This window comes from Nocardia sp. NPDC004573 (assembly GCF_053602135.1).
The window spans coordinates 121363-135672 of sequence record NZ_JBSGDA010000007.1 but is presented as its reverse complement, the minus strand read 5'-3'; the positions used below and the strand labels follow the sequence as shown (position 1 = coordinate 135672).

Genomic DNA, 14310 nt, shown 5'->3' with positions numbered 1-14310 from the left:
CCTCTCGATGAGGAACGCAAGGAGCCCCCGTGTCACAGTCACCACCCGAGGAACAGTCGGGCAGCACGTTCACTTGGAACGAGGATTGGCTGGCGGCGATCGCCGGGCTGATCCTGATCGCGCTGGTCCTGCTCGGCGTGATTCCGGACTGGCTGGTGCCGTGATGGCCGAGACCGGCGCCGCAGCGGCGAACGAACCGAACGCCCTGACCGAGAGCAGGACCGGGACGGGGCGCGCCGAGGTTCCCTCCTCGGAAACCGAGGCGCTGCAAGCGATATCCCGTCCGACCGCCGGTGCCGCCGCGGCCGGTATCGCCGTCGTGATCGTGCTCGGGGCTCTCACGCGGTACTTCGAAACGCACGTCCCGCGGTGGTCGGTGGACACTCCGTTCCAGCGGGTCGCCAAGTCGATCGAATTCCCGGTGTACGCCATCGCGCTCGGGTTGATCGGCAATGTGGTGCTGACCAAACTAGCTCTGCGCGAACGGCTTTCGGCTGGGTTCCGCACCGAGTTCTTCATCAAGACCGGCGTGGTGCTGCTCGGCGCGTCGATCAATCTGAAGATCCTGGTCACCGCGGCGGGCCCGTCGATCCTGCAAGCACTGCTGTTGATCACGGCCGTGTTCGGCTTCACCTGGTGGCTGGGCGGGCGCCTGGGGCTGGACGACAAACTGCGCGCGCTGCTGTCCTCGGCGGTGTCGATCTGCGGCGTCAGCGCGGCGATCGCCGCGGCGGGCGCGGTGCAGGCCCGGCGCGAGCAGATCGCCTACGCGGCCTCGCTGGTGATCGTCTTCGCGCTGCCCTCGATCTTCCTGCTGCCCTGGCTGGCCGGGGTGCTCGGGTTGCCGGACGCGGTCGCGGGGGCCTGGATCGGCGGCAACATCGACACCACCGCGGCGGTCGCGGCGTCCGGCGCGATCGCGGGGGAGAAGGCGCTGCAGATCGCCACCATCGTCAAGACCACGCAGAACGCCCTGATCGGTGTCGTCGCGATCGCGCTGACCGCCTACTTCACGCTGCGCGTCGAGCGGACACCGGGAGCGGCGCGGCCGTCGGCCCGGCAGTTCTGGGAGCGATTCCCGAAGTTCGTGCTCGGCTTCGTCGCCGCCTCGATCATCGGCACGCTGTACCTGCAGTCGGCGGGCAAGAAGTCCGGCGCCGCACACATCGCGATCGTCAACGATCTGCGCACCTGGTTCCTGATCTTCGCGTTCGTCTCGATCGGTTTGGAGTTCTCGCTGCGCGGGCTACGGGAAGCCGGCTGGCGACCGGTCCTGGTGTTCGGCTCGGCGGCGGTGGTGAATCTCGCTGTCGGCCTCGGACTTTCGGTGCTGTTGTTCCAGAATTTCACCGTCTGAGGCTGCCGCTCGCCGACGGGCGGCCGAAACCGGCATTCGGTGCCGCCCGATCCTGGACGCCGGGATCGGGCCGCCGGGCATGGACTTCCTGGTGGCCGCGCGAGGCCACGGCCCGTCAGTCCGATACGGCTTCGGCCAGGGTTTCGTCCGGGGATTCGGCCGCGTCGCCGCTCGGCCAGCCGGGGTAGGGCGGCGGCGTGCCGCCGTACGCCGGGCACAACGGCTTGTAGTCGCAGTACGAGCACATCCGGCTGGGGTTCGGTGGGAAGTCCCCCGTCCGGCCTGCCTCGCGGATCGCCGCCCACAGGGCCGAGAGCGTGCGCTCGAAGCGCAGCAACTCCTGTTCGTCGGGGGCGTAGGTGAGGATCTGCTCGTCGGCCAAGTAGAGCAGCCGCAGCTGGGCGGGCACGAGCCCGCGGGTGCGCAGGACCACCAAGGCGTAGAACTTCAACTGGAACAGCGCTGTGGTCTCTTGCGTGAGCCCCGGCACACGGCCGGTCTTGTAGTCCACGACGCGCAGGGCGCCGCTCGGTGCGACGTCGATCCGGTCGACGAACCCGCGCAGCAGCGCGCCGTCGTCCAGTTCGACCTCCACCCGCGCTTCGCGAGATTCCGGGTCGAACCGGGTGGGGTCCTCCAGCCGGTAGTAGCGGCGCACCAGCGCGCGCACCTCGCCGAGGAACGCGTCGAGCCGCTCGCCGGCGATCAGCTCCGCCACCTCCGGCTGCTCGCCCCGTACCCGCGCCCACGCCGACGGCACCAGGGCGTCGGCGCGCTCGGGCACCCGCTCCGCGGCGGGCAGCCCGTAGAGGTCCTCGAGCACCGCGTGCACCACCGTGCCGCGCACCGCGTGTATTGATGGCCGCTCCGGTATCCGATCGATCGCACGGAACCGATATTTCAGCGGGCACTGCTTGAAATCCGTTGCCCGGGAAGGCGACAGCGCGGGCCGGGCGCGGCTCGCGGTCGCGGCGAGCTCCGGGGCGCGCGCGCCGTCGGCAGGGGGCGTGGACACGGGCGAGCACATACCTGGCAGGCTATCCCGCGGCACCGACACGCCGGTGCGCGACAGCACGGATTCCAACCAGCGGAACGGAGATTCATGACGGCCAGACGGACCGGGCCATTCACCATCGGTGACCGGGTGCAGCTGACCGATGCCAAAGGGCGCCTGTACACGGTGGTCTTGGAGCCGGGCAAGGAGTTCCACACCCATCGTGGCGGGATCAAGCATGACAGCCTGATCGGCGCCGACGAGGGCAGCGTGGTGCACTCCACCAACGGCACGCCCTACCTCGCGCTGCGTCCGCTGCTGATCGACTACGTGCTGTCCATGCCGCGCGGCGCGGCGGTGATCTATCCCAAGGACGCCGCGCAGATCGTGCACGAGGGTGACATGTTCCCCGGCGCGCGCGTGCTCGAAGCCGGCGCGGGATCCGGCGCGCTGACCTGCTCGCTGCTGCGGGCGGTCGGGCCGCAGGGGCAGGTCGTGTCCTACGAGATCCGCGCCGACCACGCCGAGCACGCGGTCCGCAACGTGGAGACGTTCTTCGGTGAACGACCTGCGAACTGGTCGCTGACTGTCGGCGATGTCGCCGGTTACACCGGAGAGCCGGTGGATCGTGCCGTGCTGGACATGCTCGCGCCGTGGGACGCGCTCCCGGTCGTGTCCGAGGCGCTGGTGCCTGGCGGCGTGCTGATCGTCTACGTCGCCACCGTCACGCAGTTGTCGAAGGTGGTCGAAGCGCTGCGCGAGCAGGAGTGCTGGACCGAGCCGCGATCGTGGGAGTCGCTGGTGCGCCCGTGGCATGTCGTCGGCCTCGCCGTGCGGCCCGAACATCGCATGCAAGGTCACACCGCCTTCCTGGTCAGCGCCCGCAGGCTCGCCGAGGGCACCGTCACGCCCAAGCCGCAGCGCAGGCCGTCGAAGGGCTGAGCGCGGCCGGGGCGGGTGCGAGCCGCTCGGCGCGCTCAGGCCGGGACGCAGGGCGCCTGCGCGAAGCCGAGCAGCAGGCAGCCGGCGGCGTCCGACAGCTTCCAGGTGCCGTCGACGTTCTCCCAGCTCAGCGGCACGGCGGGCGCCGCGCCGTGCGGGGAGGTGATGGTCACCTGCGCGTTCGCGGTATTGCCCTGGACGGTGAGGTCGGCGACGGTGAAGGTGAGCGTGTAGCCCTGCAGGCCCTTGTTCATCTGGTCGATGTTCGCGGTGCGCTGCTCACCGTTGACGATCAGCGCGGACTTCTCCGCGGTTGGTACATTCGGATCGGCGAGCTTGCCCAGCATCGCCTGCAAGTTCTCGGCGGTCGGCGCGGCGGTCGCATGGTCGCCGTGATCGTGGGTAACCGAGGCGGCGGCGCTGGTGGTGGCCGAGGTCGTCGCAGCGGTAGCGGAGTCGTCGTCGGAGCCGCAGGCCGCCAGTGCGCCGGAGATGGCCACCGCCGCGGCGGCGGTGGCAAGGGAAACACGCAGGGTTCTCGCGGGAAGGAGCATGGTCGGCAACCTTTCGGCTCGGGCGGCGAGCGGGCTCGCCAGGGTCGGGTTAGGGCAGGCTAACATGGTGGTCCGGCCGCCGATCGCGGCCCAGATGTGATCACCACGAAACCATGTCGGAAAGCGAGAACGGGTCGCGCCCGGTAGCGTTGATAGACCGGGACTGGGAGGAGCAGCACATGAGCCCCATCGAGAATTCGGATTCGGCGGCCTGGAGAGAGCTCGAGGCGGTACGCGCCGAGGCGGCTGCACTCCGAAGGCAACTCGCCGACTCGCCAGATCGCACACGGGAATTGGAAGCCCGCATCGATTCGCTGACCATTCGCAACACGAAGCTGATGGACACCCTCAAGGAAGCGCGCCAGCAGTTGGTGGCGCTGCGTGAGGAGGTCGATCGGCTGGGTCAGCCGCCGAGCGGATACGGCATCCTGATCGGTGTGTACGACGATCAGACGGTCGACGTGTTCACTTCGGGTCGCAAGATGCGGTTGACGTGTTCACCGAACATCGAGACCTCGACGCTCGAATACGGTCAGACCGTCCGCCTCAACGAGGCGCTCACAGTCGTCGAGGCAGGGCACTACGACGCGGTCGGCGAGATCGGCACCCTCCGGGAGATCCTCGATGACGGACGTCGCGCCCTGGTCGTCGGCCATGCCGACGAGGAGCGCGTGGTGTGGCTGGCCGGCCCGCTGGCGAAGGTCGCCGAGATGGACGACCTGGACGACCCTGATTCCCCCATTCGCAAGTTGCGGCCGGGCGACTCGCTGCTGGTGGACTCGAAGGCCGGTTTCGCCTTCGAGCGCATCCCCAAGGCCGAGGTCGAGGACCTGGTGCTGGAAGAGGTGCCCGACGTCGACTACAGCGACATCGGCGGTCTCGGCAGGCAGATCGAGCAGATCCGCGACGCGGTGGAGCTGCCGTTCCTGCACAAGGACCTGTTCCGCGAGTACGCGCTGCGCCCGCCGAAGGGCGTGCTGCTCTACGGTCCGCCCGGTTGCGGCAAGACGCTGATCGCCAAGGCGGTGGCCAACTCGCTGGCCAAGAAGATCGCCGAGGCGCGCGGTGAGGATGCCAAGGAAGCCAAGTCGTACTTCCTGAACATCAAGGGTCCCGAGCTGCTCAACAAGTTCGTGGGCGAGACCGAGCGCCACATCCGGATCATCTTCCAGCGGGCGCGTGAGAAGGCGTCCGAGGGCACGCCGGTGATCGTGTTCTTCGACGAGATGGACTCGATCTTCCGCACCCGCGGCTCGGGTGTCTCCTCCGACGTGGAGACCACCGTGGTGCCCCAGCTGCTGTCGGAGATCGATGGCGTCGAGGGCTTGGAGAACGTCATCGTGATCGGCGCCTCCAACCGTGAGGACATGATCGATCCGGCGATCCTGCGGCCGGGCCGCTTGGACGTGAAGATCAAGATCGAGCGTCCCGACGCGGAGTCGGCGCAGGACATCTTCTCGAAGTACCTCACCGAGCAGCTGCCGCTGCACGACGACGATCTGGCCGAGTTCGGCGGCGACAAGGGCCTGTGCATCCGCGCGATGATCGAACGGGTCGTCGACCGGATGTACGCCGAGAGCGAGGACAACCGCTTCCTGGAGGTCACCTACGCCAACGGTGACAAAGAGGTTCTGTACTTCAAGGACTTCAACTCCGGCGCCATGATCCAGAACATCGTGGACCGCTCGAAGAAGTACGCCATCAAGGCGGTGCTCGACACCGGCAATCCGGGTCTGCGGATCCAGCATCTCTACGATTCGATCGTCGACGAGTTCTCCGAGAACGAGGACTTGCCCAACACCACGAATCCGGATGACTGGGCGCGCATCTCGGGTAAGAAGGGCGAGCGGATCGTCTACATCCGCACGCTGGTCACCGGCAAGAACGCCAGTGCCAGCCGCGCCATCGACACCGAGTCGAACACCGGTCAGTACCTGTAAGGTTCCGCCGGACCACGCAGGGCCGCGTCTCTACGGAGGCGCGGCCCTTCACTGTTCGTGCAACAGCGAAGTCGCCGCCGCCTCGCGCCGGTCACGCGGGCTGCGGGCCGTCCGGCAGCCGGTCGGGCAGGCCGAACCGCGGATAGAGAGCGTCGAGGTGGAAACGGGTGATCCTGCCGATGCGGTCGCCCGCTGGTGTGAGCACGATCAGGCCGGCCGGAGTCGCGACCGGGCGCACCGCGTCGTCGAGGTAGGCGCCGAACGCGGGCAGGCCGTTGGCTCCCGTCGGCACCAAGTGGAGGCGTCGCTCGCCACTGTAGGTGAAGGAAGCGGACAGGAATTCCGCGATCGCGGCCGGACCGTGGTACTCGTGTGGCGCGGGCGGCATCGAAAGCCACGCGTCGTCGGTGAGCAGCGCGATCACGCCTTCGACGTCGCCGGAGAGGTACGCTGCGGCGAAACGGCTTGCGAGAGCACGTTCTTCGGGAGCGGCCCGGTGCGGAAACGTCCGACCCCGATGCCGGTCGAGCGACGCTCGTGCGCGTTGCAGGTGTCCCTTGACCATGGTGGGCGTGACGCCGAGGATGTCGGCCACCTCGGCGACGGGGAAGCCGAGGACGTCGCGCAGCACCAGGATCGCGGCTTGGCGCGGCGGTAGCCGCTGCAACCCCATGACGAAGGCCAACTCGACCGCTTCGGTGGCCGCGTAGCGGGCCTCCGGGCCGGGCGCGGGATCGGCAATGTCGAGCTTGCTGTCGGGGTATGGCTGCAACCAGCGCACTTCGTCCCGGCGGGTGGGTTCGGGCGGCGAGAACGGCGGCACCGGCTCGGTCGGCACGCGACGACGGGCGTCCCGCAGCGCGTTGAGGCACCGGTTGGTGGCGATGCGGTACAGCCACGAGCGCAGCGACGACCGTTGCCGGAAGCCGGGCAGTCCGCGCCAAGCCGCCAGCAAGGTCTCCTGCACCATGTCCTCGGCATCGGTCATCGAACCGAGCAGGCGGTAGCAGTGCAGTTCCAACTCGCGCCGGTAGGGGTCGGTGAGGACCCGAAACGCCGACTCGTCGCCCGCGCGTGCCCGTTCCAGGGTCGTCTGCTGCACGCCGTCGATGGTGCCAGTTCGCCGTCGAGCGTTCCATCGGGCCCGTTCCCGGTGTCACTACCTACAGCACGGCGAAGCGCCGATGCTCACCGGAAGGAGACACCATGTCCGAACCCATCGCTCTGCGGACTTCGCTCGCGTTCTATCGCGCCTGGACCGGTCACGATTTCGACGACGCCATGACCTACGTCGCCGACGACATCGTCTGCGACGCCCCCGCCGGGCGGATCGCCGGAGCCGCGGCGTTCCGCGATTTCCTCGAACCGTTCAGCCGGATCGTCACCGATTCGACCTTGCTCGCCTCGTTCGGTGACGACCGCACCGCGCTGCTGATGTACGACACGGTGACCGTTCCGATTCCGAACGCGCCCGGCGCGGAGTGGCACAAGGTGGTCGACGGACGGATCACGTATGTCCGGATCATCTTCGACCGTGCGCCGTTCGACGCGGCTCGGGCCGCCGCGCGCTGAATCAGCCTAGTCCGCTCGTGCTAGCATTTGTCCATGCGGCCAGAAAATAGTACAACCGGACAACGCAGGTCGTTCATCGAAGAGGCGCGGCGACGGCAGATCATCGCCGCGGCGGTGGAGGTGATCTCTCGAGTCGGGTACGCCAATGCCTCGCTGGCACGGATCGCCGAGCACGCGGGTATCTCCAAAGGAGTCATCTCCTACCACTTCGAGGGCAAGGACGACCTGATGACGCAGCTGGTGGTCCAGCTGTACGTCTCGGCGGCGGAGTACATCGCGCCACGAGTGGCTGCGGCGGTCGGCGCGCGCGAGAGCCTGCTGGCCTATCTCGCATCGAACCTCGGCTTCATCGAAGCGAATACGACTTACGTGGCCGCGCTGGTGGAGGTCGTGACGAATCTGCGCGACGCGGAGGGCAACCCGAAATTCGCTTCCGCCGACGGGGAGCGCGACATCATCGCGCCGCTGGTCGACATCATGACCGACGGGCAGCGCACCGGGGAGTTCGGCGAGTTCGATCCACTGTTGATGGCCAAGTCGATCCGCGACGCCATCGACGGCGCGGCGGGACGCGCCGTGCGGGAGCCGGACTTCGCGATGGACGCCTACTCGGCGCATCTGTGCAGGTTGTTCGACACGGCGACGCGCAAGGCGGGCGAGCATGACTGAAGTGCTGAATCGCATACGGCGGCAGGTGGATCCCGGCGAACCACTGCCTCCGTTCGCCCTCGGCGGAGTGGGCGCGGTGGCGGCGCTCGGCGCGCTGGCGCTGCTGGTCTCGATCGGGCGGTATGGATTCTTCGGTGACGAGCTGTATTTCGTTGCCGCGGGGCGCAGACTCACCGTCGGCTATGCCGATCAGGGGCCGGTGCTGCCGGCGATCGCCCGGATGATGGATCTGCTCGCCCCGGGCTCCCTGGTGGCGCTCCGACTTCCGGCTGTGCTCGCCACCGTGGCCGCGGTGGTGATCACCGCCTCGATCGCCAGGGAGTTCGGTGGTGGCCGCGCGGCCCAGGTGCTGGCCGCGGCGGCCTACGCCACCTCGCCGTTCCTGCTGGTACAAGGCGACCAACTGGCCACCAACACGATCGATACCGCACTCTGGGTGGTGGTGAGCTGGCTGGTGGTCCGCTGGGTGCGCACCCGCCACGACGGCCTGCTGGTGGCGGCTGCGCTGGTCACCGCGGTCGACATGCAGGTCAAGTGGCTGATCCCGTTCTTCTGGATCGCCCTCGCGATCGGGGTGGCGGTCTACGGACCGCGTGAGCTGCTGCGCCGCCCCGCACTGTGGTGCGGCGGCGCCGTAGTCGTGCTGACCTCCGCGCCCGGACTGGCGTGGCAGGCGGCGCACGGGTGGCCGCAACTGCGCCTTGGTGGGGCGGTCGCCGCCGAGCAGGCCACGATCGGCGGTCGCTCCGTCTGGCTGCCGCTGGCGCTCGCCGCCGCCGGTCTGATCGGCGGTCTGCTGCTGGTCTACGGAGTGTGGACGCTGTGGCGGGCGGAGTCCTGGCGGCCCTACCGGTTCCTCGCGCTGCTGCCGATAGTGCTGGTCGTGGTCTTCATCGCGACGAACGGACGTCCGTACTACGCGGCGGGCTGCTACGGAGTGCTGATCGCGGCGGGGGCGGTGCGGTGGACGGAGAACCGGCGTCGCTCGCGCACGATCATCACCGTGCCGTTGCTCGCGCTGTCCGTCGCCCTGGTGACGTTTTCCCTGCCACTGCGCCCGGAGTCCGCGGTCGAGCCGGTCGACACGCAGGCTCAGGCAGGCTTGGAGATCGCGCTTTATGGGCGATTCGGCTGGTCGGAACTCGCGGCGGGGACAGCGGCGGCCTACCGTGCGTTGCCGGAGCCGGAGCGATCGTCCGCTGTGGTGATCACCGATTCATATTGGCAGGCAAGCGCTTTGGACGTCCATCGGGCCGAGTACGGACTGCCCGCCGTCTACAGTCCGAATCGTGGTTTCGGCTACTTCGGCACCCCGCCCGATACGGCCACGACAGTGCTCTGGGTGGGCGGCGCCGAGGCCGACGTGCGCGTGCACTGCGTCGAGGTCACCGCGGCGGGGCAGGTCGACGCCCGGCTCGGATATCCCGGTGTCACCCGTGGCGTCACCATCTGGCGCTGCGCGCGACCACGTGCGCCGTGGTCGCGATCCTGGCCGGACATGCTGCGGCTGAACTGATGCCGCGGTTCACCACCAGCCCAGGATCGGCGACAAGTGCCTGCCGAGCTCCGGCGCGAGCGAGCGTGAATAGCTGGCGGTGAGGTGGTGCTCGTCGTGATAGATCAGGACGTTGCCCTCCGCGACCGCGCATACGTCGCGTTCGCACAGCGCGTCGGATAGATCCAACGGGAATACGTTGGGGAACGCGGCGGCGAACTCCAGTGCCGGGTTGACCACGTCCAGCGCCTCCGCGCGCGGCATTCCGCAACTGATCCGATCGCCCTGTTGGGCGAGGCAATCGATGGCCCGGTACCGCACGCCGTCGCGGCGCAGCCATGGCGTGTCGCGGATGGCGAGCACGTTGAGGCCGCGGTCGGACAGCCGGGTCCAGACGTCCAGATAGTCGGCCGGTGTCTCGTCGCCCGCGCCGTCGCGCGGACGGGTCGCCGTGGTGAAGACCCACTCCGGGCGTTCGACGCCCAAGCGGTCGATCACCTCCACGGACCAGTCACGGCAATCCGGGTTGGCCTCGCCCTTGTACATCGGTTCCGCCGCCACGGTCAGCGGGCAGCCCATCTTCAGATAGACCTCGACCCGGAACGCGTGCTCACGGGCGAGCAGATCGAGGGCGGGCACCCAGTGCTCGGCATGCGAACTGCCCACCACCGCGACGGTGCGCTGCGCCCCCGCGTCCCCGTAGGTGCAGGTGACGACGTCGCGGGTGTCCCAGTCCGCGATGCAACCGTCGCGCGACGGGTAGGCGGCATCCGCGGGCGCTTCGTACACGGACGGACGCATCGCGGCCTCGGGCGTGCTCGCGCCGCCGACCAGCGCCTCCGCACCGGGATAACGCATCGAGTCCAGCGACGCCACCGCCCGAGGCGGATTCGCTCCGGTGACCACCCGCTCGCCCACCGACGCCGCGAGCACCGCGATGCCGAGCGCCGCGACCACCCGGCCGGTGCGCGCGGCGCGGGCAGGCGTCCGCGGGGTCGGACGGCCGGACCGCATCCGCAGCGGCTCCTCGATGAAACGGTTCGTCAGGTGGGCGAGCGCCAGCGACGCCGCGATGACGCCCAGGCCGACCCCCAGTCCTGCGGTCGCGGCTCCGGTCCGCGCCAGCACGAAGATCAGGATCGGCCAATGCCACAGGTACAGCGCGTAGGACAGTTCGCCGAGCCGCACCGCGGCCGGCGCGCCGAGCAGCCGATTGGGCAGCGGTTGCCGGTCGGCGGGCAGGCCGGCGCCCGAGACGATCAACGCCAGCGCCGCGCCGACCGGCACCAGAGCCGCCGGACCGGGAAATCGGTCGGCGCCGTCGATCCACCACCCGCAGGTGAGGACCGCGACGGCGCCGAGCACGGCCGCCGCGACCCGGACGGCGCGCGGCGGGGACAGCCAGGGCGCCACGACCGCAAGCAGCGCTCCGGCCAGCAGTTCCCAGGCACGGGCGAAACTGTCGTAGTAATTCCAGCCCTGATGGACCGCGGCGCCGTGCGCGGCGTAGCAGAAGGAGGCCGCGGCGCCCGCGGCCAGCGCGACGGCCGACACGGGACGCAGCGCCCCGGGGCGCGCGAAACGCCGGCACAGGCCCGCTGCCGACGCCACGCCGAGCAGCGCCAGGAGGTAGAACTGCGACTGCACCGCCATCGACCACAGATGCTGGAGCGGGCTCACCGACGGATCGGCGGCCAGGTAGTCCGACCAGGACAGCGCCAGGTACCAGTTCTGGTAGTACAGCAGCGATGCCAGGGTCTGCGCGGCCATCTCGTCCCATTGGGTGAACGGGCGCAGCAGCACGGTCGCCGCGACAACGGCGGAGAGGAGCGTCACCAGTGCGGGGAGCAGTCTGCGGGCGAGCCTGCGCGCGGTGTGCGCGATGCGGACCGTGCCCGCGGACTCCGCGCCGCGCAGCAGTGAGCCGGTGAAGAAGAAGCCGGACAGCACCAGGAACACGTCCACGCCGCCCGACACCCGGCCGAACCAGATATGGAACGCCACGACCAGCGCGATCGCCACGCCACGCAGGCCGTCCAGGTCGCGCCGGTACGCTCCGGCCGGCCGCGGCGGCGCTGCCGCGGGGGCGATCGCACCCGGTGCGAGGAATCGATGCACCGCTCGGGCGACTGTCACCGGACCCGCATGGCGCGGTCGCTGCGGGAACGGAAGGCAACGGCTGGGCGACGGGGCGATGTACGGGACACGTCATCTCTCTTATCACGCACGGGGAACGCCGGTCCAACTCGCACGGCGGCGATGGGGTGCGGAAACGACCCGGGAATTCGGGCAAATCGGTCGCCTGTCGACCGGGCTGCTGCCGCCGGTCGTTAGGGTGGAGGCGTGAACGTTGAGGTGACACCCCTGCCCGGTATCGGTGTGCGTAAGGACTTCCCGCTGACCACTGGCCGACGCCGGATCGGCGTGATCGACCACCGCGACGGCACGATGGACCTCATCGTGAGCAAATCCGACGACCCCGACGAGACCGAACAGGTACCGCTGACGGGCAAGGAGGCGGCCGTGCTGGCCAGTCTGCTAGGTGCGCCGCAACTGGTCGAACAACTCCGTGAGGAGCACCGGGCGTTCACCGGTTTGACCACCCGTCAATTGTCCATCCCGGACCGGTCTCGGTTCGACGGGCGCAGGCTGGGGGAGACCCAGATGCGTACCCGGACGAAGGCCTCCATCGTCGCCGTGGTGCGCAGCGGGCAGCCGATTCCCTCGCCGGGGCCGGACTTCACCTTCACCGCCGGAGACGTCCTCGTCGTCGTCGGCACCGCGGAGGGCCTCGAGGCCGCCGCCAAGATCCTGTTAGACGGCTGAGCGGCATGGTGGCACATGAGACCGCGCTCGCGCTGATCCAGCTGGGCGCGGTATTTTTCGGCCTCGGCCTGCTCGGGCGGATCGCCGCGCGCATCGGCATGTCGCCCATTCCGCTGTACCTGATCGGCGGACTGGTCTTCGGCACCGGCGGCCTGGTCGAGCTGCGGCAAGTGGACGACTTCATCCACCTCGCCAGCGAAATCGGCGTCGTGCTGCTGCTGTTGCTGCTCGGCCTGGAATACAGCGCGCCGGAATTGGTCACGGGCATGCGCCGGTCGTGGGCCGCGGGTGTCGTGGACATCGTGCTCAACGCGACGCCGGGCGTGCTCGTCGCGCTGGGGCTCGGCTGGGGGTTCACCGGCGCCATCGCCATGGCCGGGGTCACCTATATCTCGTCCTCGGGCATCGTCGCGAAGGTGCTCAATGATCTGGGCAGGCTCGGCAACCGCGAAACGCCGGTGATCCTGTCCATCCTGGTGTTCGAGGACCTGGTGATGGCCGGATACCTGCCGGTCCTGACCGCGGTGCTGGCCGGTGTCGGCTTCCTGGCCGGGCTGAAGACGCTGGCCATCGCCTTGGTGGCGGTCACCGTCGTGCTGATCGTCGCACTGCGCTACGGCCGCTACGTCTCGGCGATCGTCGACAGTTCCGACCGCGAGATCTTCCTGTTGAAGCTGCTCGGTTCCGCCTTGCTGGTGGCGGGCGCGGCCTCGGCGGTTCAGGTGTCCGCCGCGGTCGGCGCGTTCCTGCTGGGCATCGCCATCTCCGACTCGACCGCGCACAACGCGACCAAGCTCCTGGAGCCGCTGCGGGATCTGTTCGCCGCGCTGTTCTTCGTGCTGTTCGGCTTGAGCACCGATCCGGCGAGCATCCCGCCGGTGCTGGGCTGGGCGTGCCTGCTGGCGCTGGTCACCACCGCCAGCAAGATCGCCACCGGATGGTGGGCGGCCAAGCGGGCCGGTGCAGGCCGCTTGGGCCGGGCACGCGCGGGCACCGCCTTGGTCGCCCACGGCGAGTTCTCGATCGTCATCGCGGGACTCGCCGTCGCGGCGGGCGCGGTTCCCGCGGAATTCGCCGCGCTGGCCACCACGTATGTGCTGCTGATGGCGGTGCTCGGCCCGATCGCCAGCCGGTTCGTCGAACCGGTCTTGGCGCTGGTGCTGCGGCGGCGCGCCGGGGTGTCCTGACGGCGCGCCGAGTCGGCGGTGGCGGGGCCGCAGCGGCACCGCCACCGCGACGGATTCAGTTGCGCCCGGTGGAGACGGAATCGAGTACCACGCCCGCGGTCGGCTCGCCATCGGACGAGCCGTCCTTGACGCCCGCGGCGGCGATGGACGTCAGCACGTCCATGCCCGCGGTGACCCGCCCGAACGGGGTGTAGCTCGGCGGCAGCGGCGCGTCGCGGTAGACGACGAAGAACTGACTGCCGTTGGTGCCGGGACCGGCGTTCGCCATCGCGATCGTGCCGGCCGGATAGGTCGCGCCCGCCAGGTTCTCGTCGGGGAACTGGTAGCCGGGGCCGCCCATGCCGGTCGCGGTCGGGTCGCCGCACTGCAGCACGTAGATGCCTTCGGTGGTGATCCGGTGGCACTTGGTGTGGTCGAAGTACTGTTCCCCGGCCAAGAACACGAAGGAGTTGACCGTGCGCGGCGCCCGGGCCGCGTCCAAGGCGATGGTGACGGCGCCGCAATTGGTGGCCAGCGTCGCCGTGTATCCGGCGTTGGTGTCGATGCTCATGCCTGGTTCGGCGGGCCATTGTTTGCCGTTCGGCTGACCAGCGGCCGGTGCGCCGCAGCCGGCCGCCGCCGGGGCCGCCGAGACGACACCCGCCGCAGACGCCACCAACGTCACACCGACGGCGAGGACCCCGAGGATCCGCAGCGATCGCCACGGTACGCCCCGGCGCCCCGCGCGCCGGCCGTTGACGAGTTCTCGCGCTTGCACTTCGCTGCTCACCGCTG

General features: G+C 69.4%; 14 protein-coding genes. 9 read left to right on the top strand and 5 right to left on the bottom strand.

The annotated features are described in order from the left end of the window. Positions 1 to 29: 29 nt before the first annotated feature. Entirely contained in the window at positions 30 to 164 is a 135-nt protein-coding gene (locus ACWEKR_RS14005; RefSeq protein WP_255218394.1) for a hypothetical protein, read from the top strand. Continuing rightward, positions 164 to 1357, top strand: coding sequence for a YeiH family protein (locus ACWEKR_RS14000; RefSeq protein WP_452354788.1), 1194 nt, complete (start codon positions 164 to 166; stop codon positions 1355 to 1357). The genes ACWEKR_RS14005 and ACWEKR_RS14000 overlap by 1 nt, the downstream gene beginning before the upstream one ends. Positions 1358 to 1472: 115 nt before the next feature. Here the strand turns inward: ACWEKR_RS14000 and ACWEKR_RS13995 are convergent, their stop codons facing one another. Further along, positions 1473 to 2384 carry a RecB family exonuclease gene (locus ACWEKR_RS13995; RefSeq protein ID WP_452354787.1) on the bottom strand — a complete coding sequence of 304 codons (912 nt, stop codon included), beginning with the start codon at positions 2382 to 2384 and terminating at the stop codon, positions 1473 to 1475. A gap of 75 nt (positions 2385 to 2459) precedes the next feature. On the opposite strand from ACWEKR_RS13995, the gene ACWEKR_RS13990 reads away from it, so the two are divergent. Next, a complete protein-coding gene (locus ACWEKR_RS13990; protein ID WP_452354786.1) occupies positions 2460 to 3293 on the top strand; it encodes a tRNA (adenine-N1)-methyltransferase in 834 nt (277 codons plus the stop codon). A gap of 35 nt (positions 3294 to 3328) precedes the next feature. Here ACWEKR_RS13990 and ACWEKR_RS13985 read toward each other — a convergent pair whose 3' ends face one another. Further along, positions 3329 to 3847: a hypothetical protein gene (locus ACWEKR_RS13985; protein WP_452354785.1), complete on the bottom strand. Its 519-nt coding sequence runs from the start codon at positions 3845 to 3847 to the stop codon at positions 3329 to 3331. Positions 3848 to 4026: 179 nt separating this feature from the next. On the opposite strand from ACWEKR_RS13985, the gene arc reads away from it, so the two are divergent. After that, on the top strand, positions 4027 to 5787 hold the full coding sequence (gene arc / locus ACWEKR_RS13980) for a proteasome ATPase (protein WP_159844057.1): 1761 nt from the start codon (positions 4027 to 4029) through the stop codon (positions 5785 to 5787). Between the two features lie 91 nt (positions 5788 to 5878). Here the strand turns inward: arc and ACWEKR_RS13975 are convergent, their stop codons facing one another. Then, a complete protein-coding gene (locus ACWEKR_RS13975) occupies positions 5879 to 6889 on the bottom strand; it encodes an RNA polymerase subunit sigma-70 (RefSeq protein WP_452354784.1) in 1011 nt (336 codons plus the stop codon). Between the two features lie 104 nt (positions 6890 to 6993). Between ACWEKR_RS13975 and ACWEKR_RS13970 the strand changes: the two genes are divergently transcribed. The 3 genes from ACWEKR_RS13970 to ACWEKR_RS13960 are packed head-to-tail and all read left to right on the top strand — an operon-like array spanning position 6994 to position 9544. Then, the gene (locus tag ACWEKR_RS13970) at positions 6994 to 7359 is read left to right on the top strand and encodes a nuclear transport factor 2 family protein (RefSeq protein WP_452354783.1); all 366 of its coding nucleotides are present in this window, start codon (positions 6994 to 6996) and stop codon (positions 7357 to 7359) included. 33 nt (positions 7360 to 7392) lie between these two features. Continuing rightward, on the top strand, positions 7393 to 8028 hold the full coding sequence (locus tag ACWEKR_RS13965; RefSeq protein ID WP_452354782.1) for a TetR/AcrR family transcriptional regulator: 636 nt from the start codon (positions 7393 to 7395) through the stop codon (positions 8026 to 8028). Continuing rightward, positions 8021 to 9544, top strand: coding sequence for a glycosyltransferase family 39 protein (locus tag ACWEKR_RS13960; RefSeq protein ID WP_452354781.1), 1524 nt, complete (start codon positions 8021 to 8023; stop codon positions 9542 to 9544). The genes ACWEKR_RS13965 and ACWEKR_RS13960 overlap by 8 nt, the downstream gene beginning before the upstream one ends. A 9-nt stretch (positions 9545 to 9553) precedes the next feature. Here ACWEKR_RS13960 and ACWEKR_RS13955 read toward each other — a convergent pair whose 3' ends face one another. Continuing rightward, positions 9554 to 11659, bottom strand: a complete 2106-nt coding sequence (locus tag ACWEKR_RS13955) for an acyltransferase family protein (protein WP_452354780.1) — start codon at positions 11657 to 11659, stop codon at positions 9554 to 9556. Between the two features lie 207 nt (positions 11660 to 11866). Between ACWEKR_RS13955 and ACWEKR_RS13950 the strand changes: the two genes are divergently transcribed. Together ACWEKR_RS13950 and ACWEKR_RS13945 are read left to right on the top strand one after the other, a co-directional pair. Then, positions 11867 to 12349, top strand: coding sequence for a cation:proton antiporter regulatory subunit (locus tag ACWEKR_RS13950; RefSeq protein WP_452354779.1), 483 nt, complete (start codon positions 11867 to 11869; stop codon positions 12347 to 12349). Positions 12350 to 12354: 5 nt separating this feature from the next. Next, positions 12355 to 13536, top strand: coding sequence for a cation:proton antiporter (locus ACWEKR_RS13945; protein ID WP_195083352.1), 1182 nt, complete (start codon positions 12355 to 12357; stop codon positions 13534 to 13536). Positions 13537 to 13591: 55 nt separating this feature from the next. Here the strand turns inward: ACWEKR_RS13945 and ACWEKR_RS13940 are convergent, their stop codons facing one another. After that, on the bottom strand, positions 13592 to 14305 hold the full coding sequence (locus ACWEKR_RS13940; RefSeq protein WP_324198368.1) for a peptidylprolyl isomerase: 714 nt from the start codon (positions 14303 to 14305) through the stop codon (positions 13592 to 13594). Positions 14306 to 14310: the final 5 nt, after the last annotated feature.

Bases quoted from the DNA above. Each gene is read 5' to 3' on its own strand.
- ACWEKR_RS13990 (WP_452354786.1), top strand. From the start codon at position 2,460: ATGACGGCCAGACGGACCGGGCCATTCACCATCGGTGACCGGGTGCAG.
- ACWEKR_RS13985 (WP_452354785.1), bottom strand. From the start codon at position 3,847: ATGCTCCTTCCCGCGAGAACCCTGCGTGTTTCCCTTGCCACCGCCGCC.
- ACWEKR_RS13965 (WP_452354782.1), top strand. From the start codon at position 7,393: ATGCGGCCAGAAAATAGTACAACCGGACAACGCAGGTCGTTCATCGAA.
- ACWEKR_RS13970 (WP_452354783.1), top strand. From the start codon at position 6,994: ATGTCCGAACCCATCGCTCTGCGGACTTCGCTCGCGTTCTATCGCGCC.
- ACWEKR_RS13960 (WP_452354781.1), top strand. From the start codon at position 8,021: ATGACTGAAGTGCTGAATCGCATACGGCGGCAGGTGGATCCCGGCGAA.
- ACWEKR_RS13995 (WP_452354787.1), bottom strand. From the start codon at position 2,384: ATGTGCTCGCCCGTGTCCACGCCCCCTGCCGACGGCGCGCGCGCCCCG.
- ACWEKR_RS13945 (WP_195083352.1), top strand. From the start codon at position 12,355: ATGGTGGCACATGAGACCGCGCTCGCGCTGATCCAGCTGGGCGCGGTA.
- arc (WP_159844057.1), top strand. From the start codon at position 4,027: ATGAGCCCCATCGAGAATTCGGATTCGGCGGCCTGGAGAGAGCTCGAG.
- ACWEKR_RS14000 (WP_452354788.1), top strand. From the start codon at position 164: ATGGCCGAGACCGGCGCCGCAGCGGCGAACGAACCGAACGCCCTGACC.